We start from the raw sequence: 22,600 nt of genomic DNA, 5'->3' as shown, positions 1-22,600 counted from the left end.
AGGTATTTAGTAATAAGCCTAGTTTTTACGGTGCTGTGTTTTTTAACCCAAAATCATAATATCTTCAAAGATGCTTTCTCTAAAAATATTCAGCGTGCAAGCTTGCACTTATTTTCAGAGTCTCCTACAAAAACTCCTAAAAGAAAAAATTTCATAGAGGCGGAATCAAAAATAGAACCATCTTCTTTGACTGGCTGACCTACTGAAACTAATAAGTCTTTATAGCGTTCATCTACAATCATTTCTTTGAACACTGAAGCCTCTTTCTTTGTGAGAAGACTCAGTGCAGGAGAAGCCGATAAATCCTTCTCATCAAACTCAATAGCATTTGGAGAACTATAGAAAGTATCAGCGATAGAGATGAGTAAATCTAGTTTGCCTAAATATAAATCAATATGTTCAGGGTTCTTAGCTACTAACTCTTCAATCATACTACTAGAGAGATCATAGAAAGCTTCTCTATCGATATTATTGAAAACGCACTGTTTTTCTTCTTTTAGGCTAATATCATCAGATAATAGAGCATTAACAAACTTAGGATCGCTTATTGCTCTAATAGAAAAATCAGCAAGCCTAATTTTTTCTGCTAATAACTCTTTTTTGTTTTCAAAGCTCAGTTCTGGCTTGCTTGTTGCCTCAGCATTAGGCACAGTCAATTTCTGCTGATCTTGTAGGTTAAGATGGTCAACAATTGGTTTGGTGGTAGTGCATGCCGACAAACTAATTGCTAATATTCCAATCAAAAAGCCATTTTTGATAAAGTTTCTCATGATTTAGCAGTTGCCATCATATCCGCAAACTTATCAAACAACGGCGCACAATCATGCGGGCCGGGGCTGGCTTCTGGGTGACCTTGGAAGCTAAAGACGGGCTTGTTAGTCAGCTCGATACCTTGGTTAGTACCATCGAATAATGAGCGATGGGTAGATTTAACGTTGTCTGGTAGCGTGTCTTCATCAACCGCGAAACCATGATTTTGACTGGTAATCATAACCGTGCCAGTTGCCAAGTCTTGTACTGGATGGTTAGCGCCATGATGGCCTGTTTTCATCTTGATGGTGTTTGCACCGCTGGCAAGTCCAACCAGCTGATGACCTAAGCAGATGCCAAACGTTGGAATATTGGTTTGTTCAATAATATGACGCACCGCATCGATGGCATAATCACAAGCAGCAGGGTCACCAGGACCGTTTGATAAGAAGATACCATCTGGATTCATCGCCAACACATCTGCGATAGGCGTTTGTGCTGGTACTACCGTTACATGGCAGCCGCGATCAACCAGCATACGTAGGATATTGGTTTTGGTTCCAAAGTCATAAGCGACCACATTGAATTTGTGCTCAACGTGCGTGTTTAATTGCTTAAAGAAACCACCTGTACCACTATCGTGGCTGCCAACAGCATCACGGTTGAGTAGGGTGTCTGATAAATCCCATGAACCCGCTGTCCATTCGAAGTTCTCTTTAGTGCAGCATTCTTTTGCCAAGTCCATGCCTTCGATACCAGCAAACGCTTGCGCCAGTTTAATGGCTTGTTGCTCATCATCTGTGCTGATAGTCTCGCCGTTAGAGGCGGTCATGATACAGCCGTTTTGAGCGCCTTTATCACGTAGTAGACGAGTCAATTGACGCGTATCAATTTCAGCGATAGCGACGGTATTATGACTTTGTAAATAGTCGCTTAATGACTCTGAGTTACGAAAATTTGAAGTAACCATCGTGGCATCACGGATAATAAGACCATCTGCCCATACTTTGTGACCATTGCCAGACTCTGTGTCCTCGCTATTGGTACCAGTATTGCCAATGTGCGGATAGGTGAGGGTGACCAGCTGACGCGCATAACTCGGATCAGTTAGGATTTCTTGATACCCTGTCATGGCTGTATTAAAAACCACCTCACCGACACGATGACCGAGACTGCCGATACTGATACCACGAAAAATCGTACCGTCTGCTAATGCCAAAATTGCTTGTATTTCTGCCGATGAATTCAAGGGTTGCCTCCGCTATTATTGGTGAGTGCCATCATGTTTTGCTGGTCGAAATATTGCTCCGTATCCCTTTATTTACGGTATCTGACTATTGCCACATAAAGATAATAAAAGGGCGATACACAAAATTTTTCCACAAAAAAGCGAGAAGACATTATTGATGAAAACTACAAAACCCACTAGATAGTGAATAGGTAACTTGCATCATGTCCGCTCGCTTAGGCACAGATTTTGCGTATTATATACAAAATAGGGTGCTATGGCTAGCCGATTCCTTGGATTAATAGTCATTATATAGGCAATAACAATAAATCAGAAAATAGCCTAAGTAGCCATAAGTTATTTCTTCTTTTATCAAATTCGAAATCAAGCGTCCATTAATAGCGCTGGATTTTAGCAGTGGGCTTTGCCACAATGGACAGCGCAGCGATAAACCCAATTTTTATAACTATAATGAAGATGACAAGGAATCGTTATGATTTATCAATATTTAGACAAAACCCCTAAGTTTGCAGTGCCATTCAACGGTTGGGTGGCAGACTCAGCACAAGTGATCGGTGATGTATATTTAGGGCATAAAGCCAGCGTTTGGTTTGGTGCAGTGATACGCGGCGACGTTGGTCACATTCATATTGGTGATTATAGCAATGTGCAAGAAAACAGCGTTATTCATACTGATTTAGGTATCGAAGCCAACATTGGTGATTATGTCACTGTTGGTCACCTAGCTATGCTACATGGTTGCGAGATTGGTGATAACAGTTTGATTGGCATTGGTGCTGTGATACTTAATAATGCCAAAATCGGCAAAAACTGTCTCATTGGGGCCAAAGCCTTGATTACTGAAGGTCAGATTATTCCAGACAATTCACTGGTGATGGGCGCGCCTGCCAAAGTCGTCAAGACGCTGACCGATGAGCAAGCCGCCATGCTAAAAATGTCAGCACACCACTATGCTCAACTCTGTGAGACTTATAAGGAAGGTCTGACTGAAATAGCGATGCCAGATTAACGGGATAAGATGGTTTTGGTTCGGTTTGAGCCGTGATTTAATTGACGGTCTTATTAGGGCGTGTCCTAAACTATTTATATTTTTTCTTCAGTTCTTGGTATTTTTTAGCAAACAACGATAAGGTCTCACCATGCAGGCAAATCCAGCACAAAACCAACCAAAGCCACAAAAACAACTGGCACTATTTGATTTAGATCACACACTACTCGATGTCGACAGCGACTATCTATGGGGTGAGTATATCGTCAATAATGGGCTGGTAGATGAGGCGCAATATCGCACGGCTAACCAAGCATTTTATGAACAGTATATCGAAGGTACGCTAGATGCCACAGAATACAATGAATTTGTCGCGCAATTTTTGACCACATTGCCATTGGCACGGTTGCATGAGCTGCGTGAAGACTATATCAAAAGCGAAATCGAGCCGCATATTCGCCCAAAAGCGATGGAAGTACTGTGTCAGCACATTGAGCAAGGGCACGATGTGGTGATTATCTCTGCGACCAATGATTTTGTGGTCTCTGCCATTGCCAAACGTTTCGGTATTGAAGGTGCCAATGTGTTGTCGACCCCGCTCGAAATAAAAAACCAACGCTATACTGGTAAATTAACAGACCAGCCCAACTTTAAAGAAGGTAAGATTTACCATCTTAATAAATGGCTTGATAAGCAAAAATCAGTAGGCGTGAGCTTTGATAAAACCTATGCCTACTCAGACTCTAAAAACGACATTCCGTTGCTCGAATGGGCAGATGTGGCGATTTGTGTGTCACCTGATGATGCCCTACATGCACATGCGTTAGCGCATCGCTGGGCAGTGGAAGACTGGTCAATTTAGGCAATTTAAAGCGCGTTAACGTAGAGGCAGTCATAATTAGCCAAGCGTTTAGCATCAATCTCATTTAAAATAGCGGTAGATTCGTTAGACACTTATTTAAAAAAACAGGAACCTTTATGGAAATCAATCCGTATCAAGAACAAATTAAAGATTTATCAGAGCGTGGGCAGGATTTGCGGAGGTATCTTTGACTTCGATGGTAAGCAAGAACGCTTAGAAGAAGTCAATTTAGAATTAGAAAACCCCGATATTTGGAACGATCCAGAGCGTGCGACCAAAATTAATAAAGAAAAAAGTCATCTTGATGGGGTCATCGATGTCGTCGTTTCGCTTGAGACCACATTAGAAGATGCGTCTGCGATGCTAGAGCTGGCGGTAGAAGCAGAAGATGAGTCGTTGCTTGCTGACGTGCAAAGCGAGCTAGATAATGCTGAAAAACGCGTTGCTGATTTAGAGTTCCGCCGGATGTTCAGCGGTGAGATGGATCCGAATAACTGCTACCTAGATATCCAGTCAGGCAGTGGCGGTACCGAAGCACAAGATTGGGCAGAGATGCTGCTGCGTATGTATACGCGCTGGGCGGAAGCGCATGGCTTCAAGGTTGACGTTATAGAAGTATCATCAGGTAGCGTCGCGGGTATTAAGTCAGCAACGATTGAGATTAAAGGTGACTATGCCTTTGGTTGGTTGCGTACCGAAATTGGCGTCCATCGCTTGGTACGTAAGTCACCATTTGATAGCAATAATGGTCGTCATACCTCATTTGCTGCCGTTTTTGTCTCACCTGAAATTGATGATAATATCGAGATTGATATCAATCCAGCAGATTTGCGTATCGATACTTATCGCTCATCGGGGGCTGGGGGTCAGCACGTAAACACCACCGATTCTGCGGTACGTATCACCCACGAGCCAAGTGGCGTGGTGGTCACTTGTCAGAACGAGCGTAGCCAACATGGTAATAAAGCGACGGCGATGAAAATGTTGCGTGCTAAGCTCTATGAGCTAGAGATGCAAAAGCGTATGGAATCCCAGCAAGCGGTTGAAGATGGCAAGTCCGACGTCGGTTGGGGCAGTCAAATCCGCTCTTATGTGCTCGATGACTCGCGTATTAAAGATTTGCGTACTGGCGTCGAAACCTTTAACACCGGTGCGGTACTAGATGGCGACCTTGATCAGTTTATTGAAGCAAGTCTAAAAGCGGGACTATAAAGAGCGTTTTAAAATATTAATCAAAATTTACTTAAGGAAAAATTATGCCAAGCGTTAATAATTATTTTGATGATAAAGTAACTTCTATTGCTTTTCAGACAGCGACTAAGCCTGCGACTGTCGGCGTCATGTCCATTGGTGAGTATGAGTTTGGCACCAGCAAATTTGAGACCATGAGTGTGGTCAGCGGTGCACTGACCGTCAAGCTACCAGAGAGTGACGAGTGGCAAACCTTTAATGCTGGCGAGCAATTTACCGTTGAAGCCGATAAAAAGTTCAATGTTAAAGTAGAAGTCGAAACTGCTTATTTATGTGTGTATGGTAAATAATAGTCTCTAAGTCTTAGTTCTATCAGAACAATCAACGCCAAGTATTTTATGCTTGGCGTTTTTTTGTGGGTATTTTTTGAGAGAAATTTAGCCATCTTTAGCCTATTTGGATGACTATTAAGTGAATTGAAGACACGTCCTAATCAATATTATAAGTTTTTACGGTATTGCACCATATCCGTTTGGGTGGCGATTGCATCATAGAGTTTACGCGCTGCAATGTTGCCTTCTTGAGTGGTCCAATAGACACGGTTACAGTTTTTCTGGCGTGCAAAGTCATAGACCTGTTCAATCAATGCGCGTCCTACGCCTTGCCCACGTACAGATTTATCAACGTACAAGTCCTCCAAGTAGCAACATTCGGTACTATTCCAAGTATTGGGGTGCAGCACCACATGGGTAATACCTACCAGCGTATCATCCTGCCATGCTCCAAATCCATAAATATCTACATTGCTATCTAGCAAATTGCGCCATGTTGTATCAGTCGTGCTCATTGGCAAATTGGTTTCATAAAATGTTAGATAGCGTTGCCACAACACTAACCAAAGGTCGTAATCTGCATTAGATAATGGCATGATTTTTATAGAAGGATTTTCCATAGGTTTTTACTCAGTTTTATTGATGGACATATGTTTAATTATAACTCAGTAAATCATAATTGATAAGCCTTTTATGGTGCAGTTTTTACACAGGATTACACTTTGTCTGTGTCAAATAAACAGCAAAAATAATCGCAGTTAATTATGCTAAAACAATTACTTTTCAAAGGTGTAGGACTCTATGACTAAGGCAGGCGAGCAAACAATGATAAGAGATGTGCGCCATGATTATGAGTATCTTGCCAGCCGCGCTAATCTGCGCTATGTGAGTGACGATGAACCCGGTTATGCGCGCAGACGTTGGGGTCGTGGTTTTACTTACCGTGATGCAACGGGCGCAACGGTCAAAGATAAAGCGTTGCGCCAGCGATTTGATGCGTTGGTGATACCGCCAATGTGGTCAGAGGTTTGGATCTGCCAAGATGAAAAAGGCCATCTACAATCGACAGGACGAGATGAAAAATCCCGTAAGCAGTATTTGTATCATCCGTCATGGAATAACATTCGTGATCAAGCCAAATTCGATGCGATGATAGGCTTCGCAGAGGCGCTACCCAATCTACGAGCACAGGTCGAAAAAGACTTAGAGGCAGAATCATTGTCTCGTACCAATGTGCTCGCCGCAGTGGTTAAGCTACTTGAGACCACCTTGATTCGTATCGGTAATAGTCGCTATGCCAAGCAAAATAAAAGCTATGGGCTGAGCACATTACGTAGCAAACACGTGAGCGAAACGGACACTGGATTGGCGTTTGATTTTGTCGGAAAAAGCGCAAAGGAGCATCATATTGAGCTGCAAGACGAGCGTTTGATAGATATTGTGCAGGCATGTTCTGAGTTGCCGGGTTATCAGATATTCAAATACTTAGATGACGATGGACATAAGCAAGTCGTCGATAGTAGCGATATCAATGATTATTTGCGAATGCATACTAGCGGTATGGACTGCGAGAGCAAACTATATAGTGCAAAGGATTTTCGCACATGGATGGCAAGTGTGCTCGCAGCAAGCTATCTACATGACGAGCTACAAACGATAGCAGGCGCTAGCATACTTGCCAGTGCGCCAGAAAGCGCTGAGCGTCAAAAGCTGGTCACTGATATGGTAAAAAGCGTGGCAGCAGAGCTGGGTAATACACCGACCGTATGTCGTGCCTCATATATTCATCCCATTGTCATTGAGCGTTTTTTGGCAGGGCAGTTTTTTGAGCCTTACAAACAAGCCCGCCGTGGACGGACGAAAAAATATCAAAGTTGTGAAGAGAAAGCCTTGATTGGATTTTTAAGCACACTAAATTAAATTAATAATGATTAAACACTCCATACCTAAAAATAAAAATGATACGTTATGTATTGAAATAAGTGCAAAAATGCGTTACTAATAGAGCATAATAAATACGAACCTATGAAACGGTCTATAGGATGTGACCGTTTTACAATCATAAATACCATTTTACCCGTTACCTGCTATTGCTAAAGGATTAGCTTATGAACACCGCCTCTCAAACCGCTACGATCGCTGATACAGACGCCTCAGTCACGCCAAAAAATTATACCGATTATTATAATAACTTCGACATGAATACACTGCTGTCAGAAATCTTTGGCGAGCATGTTGATGATCGTTTAAATGCCTATATGGCCTGCTGTGGTCGTCATGTACGTGATGGCCGCGCTGACAATGCTGCGCTAGTACACGAAGACGCCGCAGGCAATATAACGCGCATGAGCTTTGGTGAGCTTGATAAAGCGAGCGCTCAAATTGCTAACTTACTACAGTCGTATGGCGTAAAAGCGGGTGATAAGGTAGCGACTATGCTACCACGTACGCCTGAGCTGCTCACTGTCGTATTGGCAACATGGCGCATCGGGGCTGTATACCAGCCACTATTTACCGCTTTTGGCTATGATTCGATCAAATATCGGATGGACAAGGCCGACACCAAGGTTGTATTTACCAATCTAGATAACCGCAGCAAGTTTGAAGATTTGGCTGAGCAAACCAAAATGGTATTGGTCGGCAGTATAGAGGATGCTCAGACATGGGGTGACGATCATTATAGCCAGTCTATGGAAGCACAGCCACAGACGATGGAGCCAGTATCCCTCGATACCGATGCGCCATTTTTGCAGATGTTCACCTCAGGTACGGTTGGTAAATCAAAAGGTGTGAGCGTCCCGTTAGCAGCGTTACCTGCCTTTTACTTGTATATGCGTTATGCCATTGATCTACGTGAAGACGATCATTATTGGAACATGGCTGATCCCGGCTGGGCGTATGGATTGTACTATGCAATCACAGGGCCTTTATTACTTGGCGTTACCACGTATTTCAATGAAGCGGGCTTTGATGCTGCCAATACACGTGATTTTATGGTGCGGCATCAGATCACCAATTTGGCCTCTTCACCAACCGCCTTCCGAATGATGAAATCTAGCGGCATTTTCGACAATGTTGATGAAGACGCTCATAAGGATACCAATGCCAAGTTATCTCTACGCTGTGCCAACTCAGCAGGGGAAACGCTCAATACCGAAGTCGTAAGCTGGGTAGAAACCTATCTGACGTGTCAAGTGAAAGACCAATATGGGCAAACAGAAACAGGCATGACGTGCTGTGCTCATCATGCACTGGCACATGAATGTCCAGTTGGCTCTATGGGTATGGCGTTACCAGGTCATACGTTAGTGGTATTAGATGACGATATGAACGTGCTGCCGGATGGTGAGCAAGGGCAATTAGCCGTTGTGGTCAGTCAGTCGCCCGCGTTTTATTTCCAAGGGTACAGCTGGAATGAGAAGCAAGCCTTTGCAGATGATTATTACTTAACAGGCGATGTGGTTGAGCGTCATAGTGACGGTAGCTATTGGTTCTCAGGACGTGATGATGACATCATTATTACCGCAGGTTACCGTGTAGGACCTACCGATGTCGAAAATACCGTATTAGAGCATGAAGCGGTTGCAGAATCAGCAGCAGTTGGCGTGCCAGATGAAGTGCGTGGACATACAATCAAGTCTTATGTGGTGTTAAAAGATGGCATCGAAGGCTCTGAAGAAATCGCTCAGCAAATTAAAGATTTGGTGCGCAAGCGTCTATCGACTCATGCTTATCCGCGTGAGGTCGAGTTCGTGAGCGAACTACCAAAAACCCCAAGTGGTAAGATTCAACGCTTCTTGCTGCGCAGTCTATCTGCCGGATAAGGGCGTTTTGCAATATATAGTATTAGGGCGCGTCATCAATTAGCACATGAATACATTTAGTGGTCTTAAAATGGCTAAATTTAGCCAAACATCGTCAGAAATCTTGTCAATATGTTCATATTTACGGCAATTTCTTCCTTGTTTGGCTGCAATTTTCCTCATTTTAAGCCTCACAATCTAAATGATGACACGCCCTAGATAGTATTTCGTTAAAATAGAGATTCTTTATGATGAGGCTATTTAACATAAGCTGATTAACATAGACTGACACTGAAAATATCAAATAATAAATAATTAAGGAAAATTCATGCAAATTCAAAAAAACAGCTTTTTGGTCACAGGTGGTGCATCAGGTTTAGGCGAAGCAGTGGTTCGTGCGCTAGTCGCTCAAGGCGGTAATGTCGTCATCGCTGACTTGAATGAATCAGCTGGACAAGCATTGGTCAACGAGCTGGGAGATAACGCACGTTTTGTACGTTGTGATGTCACCAGTGGTGAGGAGGTGCAAGCGGCTGTTGCTGTTGCTGAAGAAGCGTTCGGCGCTATCCACGGCTCGATTAATTGCGCAGGTATCGCTGTCGTACAAAAGCTGCTAGATCGCGAAAACAATTCAGCAGATCTTGAGGCTTTTAGCCGCGGGGTTAATATTAATCTGGTCGGTTCATTTAACGTAGCGCGCTTAGTCGCGTCTAGTATTGCCAAAAGAGTGGCTAATGCCAATAACGTAGAAAAGAACATAGATCAAGGTATTATTATTAATACTGCGTCTATTGCGGCCTTTGACGGGCAAATGGGGCAGGCAAGTTATGCATCGTCCAAAGCTGGCGTCGTCGGTATGATGTTGCCACTGGCTCGTGAGCTGGCACGTCACGGCATTCGAGTGATGACTATTGCGCCCGGTATTTTTGCCACACCAATGATGGATTCGATTCCTGAAAAGGCGCGTGAGCAATTAGAGTCTGGCGTGCCTTATCCCAAACGTTTGGGTGATCCTAATGAATTTGCCAAACTGGTCAACCATATTATTGATAATGCCTACCTAAATGGTGAAGTCATTCGTCTTGATGGTGCCATTCGTATGGTCTAATGATATTAGTTTCTTATAAAAAATAAGATTTTTGCGATGTGATTCACGAAGTTTTCACAAAAATTGGCATGGTGCTTTGATATATTATGACTCACTATTATTGAGCGTTGGTTATAAGGATTAAAGCCTATGTCATTTTTTCTTCCACATGCTAGCAAGCGTGCAAATTGGTTACTGATTGCAATAGGAATTAGCCTTGCTGCTATTATTAGCACTAGTGCCATTGCTGCGGTTAAGCATATTGTAGAAAAAAAGCAACCCATTGCTAATAACGTTATTATTGATAAAGTCTTTGTCGATAAATCTGAACGTCGTTTGCAATTATTGAGCGGCGATGATGTGATTCGTACTTATCATATTGCATTGGGTGACAGCCCGATAGGACACAAGCAGCAACAAGGCGATGAACGTACACCCATAGGCAACTATACTTTAGATTATAAAAATGAAAACTCTATTGCCCATCGCTCCATTCATATTAGTTATCCAAATGCGGCTGATAAAGCGCAAGCCAAATCACTTGGTGTCAATCCGGGCGGTGATATTATGATTCATGGTCAGATGAATGGCTTTGGTCATTTAGCATGGCTCAATCAAAAACGCGACTGGACGGATGGTTGTATCGCCGTGACCGACGATGAGATGGATGAAATCATGGCTGCAGTCAAAGTAGGCACCATGATTGAAATCGTAGAGTAAAGCGATTGAATTTCCAATGATACGGCTTAATTCTATATCAATCAGATAGGGTGTCAGACTCGCTTATTCTATTCTTTGTCGTACTTTTACTGGCCTTCTGCTCGCTTTTTTATAGCACTGCTTTCCTCTTCATACCTTTTAATCCCTCTTAAAAATACACTTAAATGATATTAATCAATAGTCAAAGCTAAATATCATTGCTTATAGTAAGGTTTTATTTGATAATTGGCTTGAAATAAGAACATATATACCTTATATAAATGACAGATAACAGTAGTCGCTAGACTATAAAGCATCTGCTGTAAATACTAATTATAAAAGGATGTGAATATGAGATTTGAGAAATTTACCCAAAAACTGCAATCCGCTATTCAAGAAGCACAAAGCCTAGCCCTAGGTCGCGATCATACAGGTATCGATCCTGTGCATCTGCTTGCCATATTGCTGCAAGATGGATCTAATTTGTCTATCTGCCAACAAGCAGGTGCGTCTATTCCAGCGTTAAAGAACGGTGTCGCAAAGGCATTGGACAATCAAGCGACCATTTCGGAGCCGACAGGTGACGTTAACTTAAACCCAAATTCAGTCAAAATCTTGAACTTGGCCGATCGGCAAGCGCAAAAAGAAGGCGACGATTTCATCGCCACTGAATGGGTGATGTTGGCACTCGCTGAACAAGGCGAAACCAAAAAGATATTCGAAAGCGCTGGCGTGACGGCAAACAAACTAAAAGTCGTGATTGAGCAGCTACGCGGTGATGATACGGTGAATAACCAAAACGCAGAAGATCAGCGTGATGCATTAAATAAATACACCATCAACTTGACCGAGCAGGCGGAGCTTGGAAAGCTAGATCCAGTTATCGGTCGTGATGAAGAGATTCGCCGTACCATTCAGGTGCTGTCACGCCGTACCAAAAATAACCCTGTGCTCATTGGTGAGCCGGGTGTTGGTAAGACGGCTATCGTCGAAGGCTTAGCGCAAAAAATCATTAATGGTGATGTGCCAGAAGGTCTACGTCGTAAAGAAGTGTTGTCATTAGACTTAGGCGCGCTAATCGCTGGTGCAAAATTCCGCGGTGAATTTGAGGAACGCCTCAAAAGCGTATTGAGCGATTTGGCCAAGCAAGAAGGCAACGTCATCTTATTCATCGATGAGCTGCATACGATGGTTGGTGCGGGTAAGTCTGAAGGGGCGATGGACGCAGGCAACATGCTCAAACCAGCATTGGCACGCGGTGAGCTACACTGTGTCGGAGCGACGACACTAGATGAGTATCGCAAGTACATCGAAAAAGATGCGGCACTTGAGCGTCGTTTCCAAAAAGTGTTGGTCGATGAGCCAACGGTTGAAGACACCATTGCAATTTTGCGAGGTCTCAAAGAGCGCTATGAGCTGCATCATGGGGTTGATATTCAAGACAGCGCCATTATTGCTGCTGCGCGGATGAGTCACCGTTATATCACTGATCGCAAGTTGCCAGACAAGGCGATTGACTTAATCGACGAAGCCGCGAGTCGCTTGCGGATGGAGATGGACAGCAAGCCTGAATCGTTAGGTAAGCTTGATAGCCGTTTGATTCAGCTAAAAATGCAGCGTGAAGTGCTCAAAAACGAAGAAGATGCAGGTGCGCAAGCAGAGCGTAAAGCACTCAATGCACAAATTGAAGAGCTAGAAAAAGAATACGCTGATCTCAATGAAATTTGGCAAGCAGAAAAAGCACTGGTCAAAGGTAGTCAGCAGCTAAAAGACGAGCTGGATAAAGCCCGTATTGCGTATGACAAAGCCAGTCGTGAAGGCGATTATGAGACCATGAGCAAGCTGCAATACGAAACCATTCCGCAGCTAGAGCGCCGTATCACTGAGTCTGACTTGGCAGAACAAAAAGAGCAGATAGGCGAAGGTAGTGGGGTAAAACTGCTACGTAATAAAGTCACAGACAACGAGATTGCAGAAGTGGTTGCGGCCGCGACTGGTATTCCAGTCAACAAAATGATGCAGGGCGAGCGTGAAAAAATGCTGGCAATGGAAGAGAAACTCCATGAGCGGGTCATCGGTCAAGATGAAGCAGTTGAAGCGGTAGCAAATGCAGTACGCCGTAGCCGTGCTGGCTTGTCTGATCCCAATCGTCCTTCTGGCTCATTCTTATTCCTTGGACCTACGGGTGTCGGTAAGACTGAGCTGACCAAATCATTGGCAAACTTCTTGTTTGACAGTGAAGATTCGATAGTGCGTATCGACATGAGTGAATACATGGAGAAACACAGTGTCAGTCGATTGGTTGGTGCGCCTCCAGGTTACGTTGGCTACGAAGAAGGCGGTGCGTTGACTGAAGCTGTTCGCCGTAAGCCTTATAGTGTCATATTGTTCGATGAAGTCGAAAAAGCGCATCCTGATGTGTTCAATATCTTGCTACAAGTATTGGACGATGGGCGTTTGACGGATTCACAAGGTCGTGTGGTAGATTTCAAAAATACCGTGATTATTATGACCAGCAACTTGGGTTCGCATAAAATCCAAGAAATGGTCGGTGAAAGCTACGAGGATATCAAAGCGGAGGTCATGGACTCAGTTGGTCAGCATTTCCGCCCAGAGTTCGTCAACCGTATCGATGAGATTGTGGTCTTCCATCCGCTTGGTATGTCACAAATGGCAGGTATTGCTACTATCCAACTGGATCGTTTGCGTCAGCGCTTGCATGAGCGTGAGATGGATATCGAGCTATCAGCGGATGCGATGAATAAGTTGGTCGCGGTCGGTTATGATCCTGTGTATGGTGCGCGTCCGCTCAAACGTGCCATTCAGCAAGAGATTGAAAATCCATTGTCATTGAAGTTATTATCTGGTGATTTTGTCGCTGGTGATATCATCAAAGTCGATGTTGGCTCTGATGACAAGCTGACCTTTGATAAGCTAAGAATGAGCTAATCAATCTAGCATTGAAGTTTTTATGAGCTAACTATACTCTCAAACTCAACCCCTTATCTGCGAGCGTAGATAAGGGGCTTTTACGTTTAGGGGCGCGTTTTGCGCTACCATTCTTTTACTATTTAAATATCAGGACTATGCTATAAATAAGTGACTAGGGTCTGTTGAACATTCAAACATGGAACTGGCAGTGGCTATTTTTTAGACAATACGCAGTGAAATTTTTGATGCCTAGTCGTTCTAGGTTAGACAATTTCGCCATGTATTGGCAAAAAATAGTCCTGCCCTGAAAGGCTGATGCTAAAATCACCCCAAATGTTGTTGCAAACCTAGCTAAGGTCTCGACATTATCATCGGTTTACGCCTAGTTTGGGGCAATTTTAGCGATCAGCAGTCCTAATATTTGAATGTTCAACAGACCCTAATAACATAAGTGCAAATTGGATAAAGAGGAAAAATGATGACAACCAATATTGAACGTCTAGGCAAACCTTTGACATCGCCATTAATCATCGCAGCTTTATTGTTCAGCACCTCGGCTTGCTCCAATCCTTCATCGGTAAATACTAGCCCCGATGCTGCAGAATCCAAAGAGACGCAAACCTCTGAAGCCGATGTAAAAGTTAGTGATGCTCAAGTCAGCGTAGACAAGCCTGACTTTACTACTGCCGAGATTGCAACCTTTGATGAGCCTTGGGCTATGGCTGCATTACCAAGTACAGATAGCAAATCTCCTAGATTGCTGGTGACACAAAAAACAGGCGAGCTGTTCATTGTAGATACCGCGACGGGTGCCAAAACGAGGGTCGAGGGTGTTCCCGAAGTCGCTTATGGTGGCCAAGGTGGATTGGGAGACATCATAGTAGCACCAGATTTTGCTACGTCTAATACAGTGTATCTCAGCTATGTGGAAGCAGGAACGGGAGTTGACAGCAATACATTTGGTGCTAAAGTCATTAAGGCAACGCTCTCAGGACTAGAGACAGATACGCCAACGTTACAAGCCATTATGCCAATCTGGGAGCAATCTCCAAAAGTAAAAGGGCAAGGACACTATAGCCATCGCTTGCTGTTTTCACCTGATGGACGCTATCTATATATCAGCTCAGGCGAGCGCCAAGAAAAAACCCCAGCACAAGATATGAGTGTCAACTTGGGTAAAATTATACGCCTAAATGCTGACGGCGCTATCCCAGCAGACAATCCATTTTTGGACAATACGAATGACATCGCCAAGCAGTTTTGGACGATAGGTCATCGTAATGTGCTTGGCATGACATTTGATGACAGTGGACAGCTTTGGGCACATGAAATGGGACCAAGAGGCGGCGATGAATTCAATCTCATCGAAAAAGGTAATAATTATGGCTGGCCAGTTGTGTCCAATGGACGCAATTACTCAGGTCTTGATATCCCTGATCATGACACCAAGCCTGAGTTTGCTGCACCCAAAATTACTTGGACGCCAGTCATATCTCCATCTTCCATCAGCATATACGCGGCGGGTAGTCATAATGACTTTCCTAGTTGGCAAGGCAATGCGCTGATTAGTGGCTTATCTTCTAAAGCACTTATCGTAGTCGGCTTCGATGAAGGCAATACCGCTACTGAACACTATCGCTACGATATGGGCGAACGTATCCGCAGTGTGCTGGCAGTAGATGGGCAAGTGTGGGCATTGGAAGATGGTAATGGGGGGCAATTACTTAGACTACTGCCTAAGTAATATCGTAACAAAACCAATTTTGATTTTATATTTATGTAGTTATTCTAAAAAAAATTGTTAAGTCTTTTAGAGTAAATTAAAGGTTTTATCAAGTTTTATTTTGTAATTGATTGATAGTTAAGGCCTATTTTGTTAAGGTAATGTTCCTTGAATTTTGAGACTTGCACATGGAAGAAGTAAAAGTAGGCAGATTAGGACCTTTTCCACGGGTGAGTAAACCTGTGTTTATAACATCGACGTTGTTAATTGTCGGATTTATTATTTTTGGCGCTTTGTTTACGGAAACGGCAGGTGCGCTCTTTAGTTTTTTACAAAATTTTATTACTGACAAGTTCGGTTGGCTTTTTATTATCCTAGTCAATACAGCGCTTGCCCTCTGTATTTACTTAGCAATGAGTCGCTATGGTGATATTCGGCTAGGCAATCAAACAGAGCGACCACAATACAATCTGTTTTCGTGGATTGGTATGTTGTTTTCTGCAGGTATTGGTATTGGTCTAGTCTACTGGGGTACAGCGGAGCCGTTGTATCACTTTATGGCACCACCAATGGGCGAGGCCGAAACGGTAGCAGCTGCAAAGCAAGCGATGAATATCTCATTTATGCATTGGGGATTACACGCTTGGGCCATTTATACGATTGTGGCGCTGTCTTTAGCCTATTTCCATTTCCGTCGTGGCTTGCCTTTATCGATTCGATCAACCTTGTATCCTTTGCTCGGCAAAAGAATTTACGGCCGATGGGGACATACTGTCGATATCTTGGCAGTGTTTGGTACGATGTTTGGTGTGGTCACCTCGCTCGGGCTTGGGGTGATGCAGATCAATTCTGGACTCGAAAAGCTGTTTGGTACGCCTAACAGTCTTACGGTTCAGTTTGGCTTGATCGCTTTCATTACAGCGCTTGCAGCGGCTTCGGTCTTGATGGGTCTAGATAAAGGTATTAAACGACTTAGTGATATCAATATTGGTTTTACCATCGTCTTATTGGCGTTTATGGTTATTTTAGGGCCGACACTTTTCATCTTTGATAGTTTTATTGAAAACATCGGCAACTATCTGACGGTGATTGTTCCTTTAGGTACGTGGGGCGAGTCTTATAGTGGAACAGACTGGCAGAGTGGTTGGACGATATTTTATTGGGCATGGTGGGTTAGCTGGGCACCATTTGTTGGTATCTTTATTGCCCGCATCTCTCGTGGTCGTACGATTAGAGAGTTTGTACTTGGTGTGCTACTCATTCCTATGATGATTTTGTTTTTCTGGTTTACGACCTTTGGCGGCGTTGCTGTTCACATGGAGCTTGCCTCTGCTGTGTCCGGTATCAGTCCAGGATTGGTTGAAGCGGTACAAGCGGATACTGGTAGTGCGATCTTTAAATTGGTTGAGTACTATCCATTGGCAAAACCAATTACGCTACTGATTGTAGTGATGATTATGCTGTGGTTCGTAACCTCATCAGACTCAGCCAGTTTTGTCATTGACATGTTGACTGCTGGTGGCGATACCAATCCACCAAAAATACAGCGCTTGTTTTGGGCAACCACAGAAGGCGTTATCGCAGCTATCTTGCTGGCGGCTGGTGGACTGTCTGCCTTACAAGCGGCGGCTATCGTAGCAGGACTGCCATTTGCCTTAGTGATTTTCGTTATGATGTATGCATTGTTACGTGGTCTTAGTCGCGATCGCTTGATTCTATATCGAGCGCAGCAGCAATTCATCACAGATGAATCAGCAGACCATAATTCAGCGAACGAATTCGTTGATGAGCATTTGCTAAAAGGGCCACCCAAGATAGTGAAAGGTGACTAATAAGTAAAATAGTCATGTGAGCTGTTTTAATAGGAGCCCTAATTTATTCGTAAATTGGGGCTTCTTTATTGGATAAAGATATTTAAATTTATTCAGTCTAAATTCGAATTGTTGAAAATTAGTACCGAAGTGTTACTACCATTTCTATACATTTGGCAGTGTTTACAAAGCGTTATATTTGATAATTCGTTCATACCTTGGTATGGTTACGCACTTTTTTTGGGGATATACTTATGGATCATGTAAAAGTTGGCCGATTAGGCCCTTTTCCGCGGGTAAGTAAACCTGTATTTTTGACTTCAGCGATTTTGATACTTGCCTTCATTATCTTTGGGGCATTATTCAACGAACAAGCAGAAGTGGTATTTAACCAAGCAAAAGCATTTGTCTCTTTACGCTTTGGCTGGTTCTTTATTGTGGTGGTCAATTTAACGTTGGTCATGAGTATTTATATGATATTTAGCCGTTATGGCGATATCAGGCTCGGTCATCAGAATGAGAGACCAGAGTACAATCTGGTTTCTTGGATTGGTATGCTGTTTTCAGCAGGTATCGGTATTGGACTGCTCTATTGGGGCACAGCCGAGCCGCTGTATCATTTCATGGCTCCACCATTAGGCGAGGCGGAAACAGTCGCCGCTGCTAAGCAGGCGATGAACATCTCGTTCCTACATTATGGTCTACATGTATGGGCGCTTTATGGCATGGTCGCGCTATCCTTGGCTTATTTTCATTATCGAGTAGGGTTGCCATTGGCTATCCGCTCCACCCTGTATCCAATATTGGGTAAAAAAATCTACGGTGGTTGGGGTCACACGGTCGATACGCTTGCCGTATTTGGTACGATGTTTGGGGTAGTGACCACGTTAGGTCTTGGTGTTTTACAGATTAACTCTGGTCTTGAGACACTGTTTGGTGTGCCCAATAATATTACGGTGCAGATTATTTTGATCGGCTTTATCACTATGCTAGCAGGGTTATCCTTGTTCATGGGACTAGATAAAGGCATTAAGCGTCTTAGTGATACCAATATATTCTTCACGGTGATATTGCTCAGTTTTGTGATTATCTTCGGGCCTACTCAGTTCATCTTTAATAGCTTTGTAGAAAATATCGGTAACTATTTGCATGAAATTGTGCCACTAGGTCTTTGGACAGAGTCTTATAGTGGAGAGGAAAACTGGCAATCCTCATGGACGATTTTTTATTGGGCATGGTGGATTAGTTGGTCACCATTTGTTGGGGTGTTTGTTGCCCGTATCTCTCGAGGTCGCACCATCCGTGAGTTCATATTAGGGGTTTTATTAATTCCTATCACGATTCTATTCTTGTGGTTTACCGCCTTTGGTGGTTCTGCGGTGAATATGGAGCTGATGGCAGCGGCAGATCCTAACCTTGTCAGTCCGGGTCTTATCGAAGCCGTTAAAGCAGATACCGGTAGTGCTATCTTTAAGTTAATGGAGTCTTATCCACTAACAGAGGCGGTCAACCTACTCATTGTAGTCATGATTGTACTGTGGTTTGTGACCTCATCAGATTCAGCCAGTTTTGTTATTGATATGCTGACCTCAGGTGGCGATACCAATCCACCAAAGATTCAACGTTTATTTTGGGCAGGTGCTGAAGGCGTTATCGCCGCTGTATTATTGGCAGCAGGTGGTTTAAGTGCACTGCAAGCGGCCTCTATTGTTTCGGGCTTTCCTTTTGCTATTGTGATCGTTGTGATGATGTATTCATTGCTACGTGGATTGAGCCGAGATCGTTTGATACTGTATCGTAATCAGCAATGGTTCACGACTGAGGAGTCAGCAGAGCACAATTCTGCTAATGAATTCCGTGATGAAGACCTACTTACAGGTCCACCAAAAATCGTAGACTCTAATGATTAACACGCTTTAGATATTTGCTAAAAATCCCAGCCTTGTGCTGGGATTTTTTATGCCGATGTATTTTTATATTTTCAATAAGTGGAAAGCCATCATCTGCATTCATCTTTTACGTAAACGATTGCTTCAGTGCTACACGGTTAAAGTATAGTCAGTGAAAAGTAATATCGATATATCAGCAGTATCGTAGCGTTTTTGAGGTATTTTGACTATAGTTTAAAGTGAGCGCAAGGCAACTGAGCATAAGTAGATTACTGATAGACAACGCACGCAAATAAAAATAGCGCACTCAGGTCATGAGTACGCTATTGGTTTTTCAGTCGGATATAAGCCAAATTTATACTGAACTTAGTATGCGCCTTCGCTATAGATAAGCTCGTAGCTATGGCTGTATATCTCGACGATGTTGCCGAACGGATCTTCCATATAAATCATGCGGTAAGGTTTTTCGCCAGGGTAGTAGTAGCGTGGTTTTTCCATACGCTTTTTGCCACCTGCTGCAACCATACGCTCAGCCAGCTCTTCAACATTTGGATCTTGAACACAGAAGTGAAAAATACCTGTTTTCCAGTATTCAAAATTGTTTTCAGGATCTTCTTGACTTTTAAATTCAAAAATCTCAACACCGATACGGTCACCAGTAGATAGGTGCGCAATACGGAAGCTACCCCAACCAGAACCGAATACTTCAGTACACATTTCACCAATCGGACTGTCATCTTCGACAATCTCAGTTGGTTCCATGATGGTGTACCAACCCATCACTTCAGTATAGAATTTTACGGCAGCGTCCAAATCAGGGACTGACAGACCGATGTGCGAAAAGCTTCTTGGATAAACGTTGTTCATAGCTTGTGCTCCTGTTTGCTGTACTCTTGTTTAACGTGAGGCCAGTATACAAACGCACCGTCATTATGTAAAATTATCAAATATTATATAAATAAGTATGAAATGTAATGATTAATACCACATGGTTGCGTACTTTCTGTACGCTCGCAGAAGTTGGTCACTTTACGCGTACGGCTGAACGTCTATATATGACGCAGTCTGGTGTGAGCCAGCACATACGTAAGTTAGAGGAGCAGTTGGATACGGACTTGTTGATTCGTCAAGGAAAGCAGTTCTCATTGACCAATGCAGGTGAGCAGCTCTATGGGGAGGCAGGGTATATATTGCAGCGCTTATCCAATCTGGAGCAGCGAATTGGCGAGGATCCACCTTATGAAGGATTGGTACGGTTGATGTCACCGGGAAGTGTCGGACTTAAGCTATATCCAAAGCTGTTGACGCTACAGCAGCAGCATCCAAAATTGGTGATTGATTATCGCTTTGCACCCAATTCTGATATCGAACGAGCACTTGCCAATCACGAGATTGATATTGGTTTTATGACGGATATCTCAGATGATGAGACAGTCAGTTGCCAGCCTATGGCGCAAGAAGCGTTGATACTGGTGACGCCAGCGAGCACGGTAGGGCCTAGCTGGGAGCAGCTCACTGAGCTTGGCTTTATCGATCATCCAGACGGTGCCCATCATGCAGGCATGCTACTGACTGCCAATTATGAGCAATTCCAGCATATCAATGATTTTGAGAAAAAAGGCTTTTCTAATCAAATTGGTCTAATTTTAGAGCCGGTCAGTAAGGGAATTGGCTTTACTGTTTTACCAGCGCATGCAGTGGCAGCTTATCCAAAGCCTGAGCTTATCAACAGTCATTATCTGCCAGTTGCCGTTAGCGAGACGCTATACCTTGCGTTAAGACGGCAGCATGCGCTCTCTAACAGAGTGAATACAGTCATTGAGGAAGTAAAAAAATGGCTATAAAGGCATGACAGGCGTATACAAATTTTCTTAGGCAAAATATATAAATACGGGAATAAGGATTTTACTAAGCTATTTTATCAAACCAAGCCTTGCTGCTTTGAGCAGTCATAGAGTCGAAGCTTACATAAATCCCTTGGTCACCTAAAGTGGCATACCAATGATCATCGTTGCTACCGGTTAGCAACTGAAAATACTTATTGTTAACGATTCTACCTACAGTATAGACTTCGCCTTCTAAATAAAAGTCATTACCTTGTGTGCAGATTAATTTATCGTCAGTGCTTATCATATAGTTCTATCTCATTTATAAAAAGATAAAATAATAATACCAACATAATTAGTAATAATAAAGAGGCTTTAATAAGGAGTATCTTATTGTTAAGTATATGTTTTTTAGCTTATTTGTTGCTGAAACATATCATTATAAAAGTGGGTGCAATAGTAAGTGATTGAGCATACAAACTTAAGCATATAGGGGTCTCTATGTTATCTGATTTTTAACAGTGAACGATTGGTTTTCATAAATAAAAGCTGCCTACATCGCAAATTTTTTCGCGCCGAGCACACAAGCTAATGCCCCCAATGTACTTATTACCATGCCAAGACTAACGGTCTCATGTAGTAATCCTGCCGCCAGCATAAGACCCATAAAAGGCTGTAGCAACTGTAATTGCCCAACAGCAGCAATACCCCCTAATGCCAATCCACGATACCAAAACAAAAAGCCGATAAACATACTGAACAAAGACACATAGAATAATCCTGCCCAAGCGGTAATGTTGATGTCTGTGAATGTCTTTGGCCACGTTAGCCACGTGACGGGAAGTAGCATTGGTAATGATAAAACCAAAGCCCAACTAATCACCTGCCAGCTGCCAAGAGTGCGTGATAACCGTGCGCCTTCTGCATAACCTAGAGCACAAGCGATGACAGCGCCTAGCATTAGCAAGCCTCCCAACAAAGGCGTATGACTACTGCTCATAGCCGCGTAACCAGCGACAAAGGTGCTACCTAACAGGGCAAATAACCAAAATAAAGCGGGTGGGCGTTCATCACCGCGCCAAACGGCAAATATAGCAGTGAATAGCGGTAATATTCCTAAGAATACAATGGCGTGTGCCGAGGTGACATGCTGTAAAGCCAGTGCGCTTAGTAAAGGAAAACCAATGACCACACCTAGAGCGACAACACTTAGAGAGGGTAGGTCAGCCTTGGTGGGTGGGTGCTGTTTGAATATTATTAAGACGGCGATAGCGAGCAACGCGGCTAACGTCGCACGCGTTCCAGTCAAAAATAGAGGATCAAACCCCATTACTGCTAAGCGAGTAGCTGGCAAAGAGCCTGCAAAGATAACGACACCGATAAATCCATTCATCCAACCTTGAGTTGTGTTTTTCATAAACCTACCACTGTATTTTTGATACGTTGATTAAAGCAAATG

19 protein-coding genes are annotated in these 22,600 nt (G+C 43.3%); 13 read left to right on the top strand and 6 right to left on the bottom strand.

Translation table 11 applies throughout. The annotated features are described in order from the left end of the window. Positions 1-89: 89 nt before the first annotated feature. Both J5X94_RS02165 and carA read right to left on the bottom strand, forming a co-directional pair. On the bottom strand, positions 90-770 hold the full coding sequence (locus J5X94_RS02165; RefSeq protein WP_210539711.1) for a hypothetical protein: 681 nt from the start codon (positions 768-770) through the stop codon (positions 90-92). Further along, complete coding sequence (carA, locus tag J5X94_RS02160; RefSeq protein WP_210539709.1) at positions 767-1,999, bottom strand: glutamine-hydrolyzing carbamoyl-phosphate synthase small subunit; 1,233 nt, start codon at positions 1,997-1,999, stop codon at positions 767-769. Before carA ends, J5X94_RS02165 begins: the two co-directional genes overlap by 4 nt. Positions 2,000-2,471: 472 nt before the next feature. On the opposite strand from carA, the gene J5X94_RS02155 reads away from it, so the two are divergent. The 4 genes from J5X94_RS02155 (at position 2,472) to J5X94_RS02140 (ending at position 5,390) form a co-directional block, all read left to right on the top strand. After that, complete coding sequence (locus J5X94_RS02155; protein WP_210539707.1) at positions 2,472-3,008, top strand: gamma carbonic anhydrase family protein; 537 nt, start codon at positions 2,472-2,474, stop codon at positions 3,006-3,008. 130 nt (positions 3,009-3,138) lie between these two features. Continuing rightward, entirely contained in the window at positions 3,139-3,849 is a 711-nt protein-coding gene (locus J5X94_RS02150) for an HAD family hydrolase (RefSeq protein WP_210539705.1), read from the top strand. 116 nt (positions 3,850-3,965) lie between these two features. Beyond that, a protein-coding gene (gene prfB, locus J5X94_RS02145; RefSeq protein WP_141629700.1) for a peptide chain release factor 2 occupies positions 3,966-5,061 on the top strand; the annotation gives its coding sequence in 2 pieces (ribosomal slippage) (positions 3,966-4,037 and positions 4,039-5,061; 1,095 coding nt in all). Positions 5,062-5,105: 44 nt separating this feature from the next. Further along, positions 5,106-5,390 carry a pyrimidine/purine nucleoside phosphorylase gene (locus J5X94_RS02140; RefSeq protein ID WP_210539703.1) on the top strand — a complete coding sequence of 95 codons (285 nt, stop codon included), beginning with the start codon at positions 5,106-5,108 and terminating at the stop codon, positions 5,388-5,390. 149 nt (positions 5,391-5,539) lie between these two features. Here the strand turns inward: J5X94_RS02140 and J5X94_RS02135 are convergent, their stop codons facing one another. Continuing rightward, entirely contained in the window at positions 5,540-5,992 is a 453-nt protein-coding gene (locus J5X94_RS02135; RefSeq protein ID WP_210539700.1) for a GNAT family N-acetyltransferase, read from the bottom strand. A 181-nt stretch (positions 5,993-6,173) separates the two neighbouring features. On the opposite strand from J5X94_RS02135, the gene J5X94_RS02130 reads away from it, so the two are divergent. From J5X94_RS02130 to J5X94_RS02095, 8 genes are all read left to right on the top strand, one after another. Further along, the gene (locus J5X94_RS02130; RefSeq protein WP_210539698.1) at positions 6,174-7,292 is read left to right on the top strand and encodes a DNA topoisomerase IB; all 1,119 of its coding nucleotides are present in this window, start codon (positions 6,174-6,176) and stop codon (positions 7,290-7,292) included. Positions 7,293-7,480: 188 nt separating this feature from the next. Next, the gene (locus J5X94_RS02125) at positions 7,481-9,196 is read left to right on the top strand and encodes an AMP-binding protein (protein WP_194618806.1); all 1,716 of its coding nucleotides are present in this window, start codon (positions 7,481-7,483) and stop codon (positions 9,194-9,196) included. A gap of 307 nt (positions 9,197-9,503) precedes the next feature. Then, the gene (locus tag J5X94_RS02120) at positions 9,504-10,283 is read left to right on the top strand and encodes an SDR family NAD(P)-dependent oxidoreductase (protein WP_210539696.1); all 780 of its coding nucleotides are present in this window, start codon (positions 9,504-9,506) and stop codon (positions 10,281-10,283) included. 129 nt (positions 10,284-10,412) lie between these two features. Next, entirely contained in the window at positions 10,413-10,982 is a 570-nt protein-coding gene (locus J5X94_RS02115; protein WP_210539694.1) for a L,D-transpeptidase family protein, read from the top strand. 330 nt (positions 10,983-11,312) lie between these two features. Beyond that, positions 11,313-13,910, top strand: coding sequence for an ATP-dependent chaperone ClpB (gene clpB, locus J5X94_RS02110; protein WP_210539693.1), 2,598 nt, complete (start codon positions 11,313-11,315; stop codon positions 13,908-13,910). A 460-nt stretch (positions 13,911-14,370) separates the two neighbouring features. After that, positions 14,371-15,636 (top strand): PQQ-dependent sugar dehydrogenase, encoded by a 1,266-nt coding sequence (locus J5X94_RS02105; protein ID WP_210540042.1) that lies wholly within the window; start codon positions 14,371-14,373, stop codon positions 15,634-15,636. Positions 15,637-15,803: 167 nt separating this feature from the next. Further along, positions 15,804-17,447 (top strand): BCCT family transporter, encoded by a 1,644-nt coding sequence (locus tag J5X94_RS02100; protein ID WP_189581353.1) that lies wholly within the window; start codon positions 15,804-15,806, stop codon positions 17,445-17,447. A 233-nt stretch (positions 17,448-17,680) separates the two neighbouring features. Continuing rightward, positions 17,681-19,336: a BCCT family transporter gene (locus tag J5X94_RS02095; RefSeq protein ID WP_010198721.1), complete on the top strand. Its 1,656-nt coding sequence runs from the start codon at positions 17,681-17,683 to the stop codon at positions 19,334-19,336. Between the two features lie 345 nt (positions 19,337-19,681). Here J5X94_RS02095 and J5X94_RS02090 read toward each other — a convergent pair whose 3' ends face one another. Beyond that, positions 19,682-20,182 carry a lactoylglutathione lyase family protein gene (locus J5X94_RS02090; protein ID WP_210539691.1) on the bottom strand — a complete coding sequence of 167 codons (501 nt, stop codon included), beginning with the start codon at positions 20,180-20,182 and terminating at the stop codon, positions 19,682-19,684. 107 nt (positions 20,183-20,289) lie between these two features. On the opposite strand from J5X94_RS02090, the gene J5X94_RS02085 reads away from it, so the two are divergent. Continuing rightward, positions 20,290-21,159: a LysR family transcriptional regulator gene (locus J5X94_RS02085; protein ID WP_210539688.1), complete on the top strand. Its 870-nt coding sequence runs from the start codon at positions 20,290-20,292 to the stop codon at positions 21,157-21,159. Positions 21,160-21,223: 64 nt separating this feature from the next. Here the strand turns inward: J5X94_RS02085 and J5X94_RS02080 are convergent, their stop codons facing one another. Both J5X94_RS02080 and J5X94_RS02075 read right to left on the bottom strand, forming a co-directional pair. Continuing rightward, positions 21,224-21,448: a hypothetical protein gene (locus J5X94_RS02080; RefSeq protein WP_201593412.1), complete on the bottom strand. Its 225-nt coding sequence runs from the start codon at positions 21,446-21,448 to the stop codon at positions 21,224-21,226. A gap of 246 nt (positions 21,449-21,694) precedes the next feature. After that, positions 21,695-22,558: a DMT family transporter gene (locus J5X94_RS02075; protein WP_210539686.1), complete on the bottom strand. Its 864-nt coding sequence runs from the start codon at positions 22,556-22,558 to the stop codon at positions 21,695-21,697. Between the last annotated feature and the right edge of the window lie 42 nt (positions 22,559-22,600).

Source organism: Psychrobacter sp. K31L, assembly GCF_017942195.1.
Lineage (GTDB): Bacteria > Pseudomonadota > Gammaproteobacteria > Pseudomonadales > Moraxellaceae > Psychrobacter > Psychrobacter glaciei.
The sequence above is the reverse complement of the archived record's forward strand: the minus strand, read 5'-3'. Positions and strand labels throughout refer to the sequence as shown.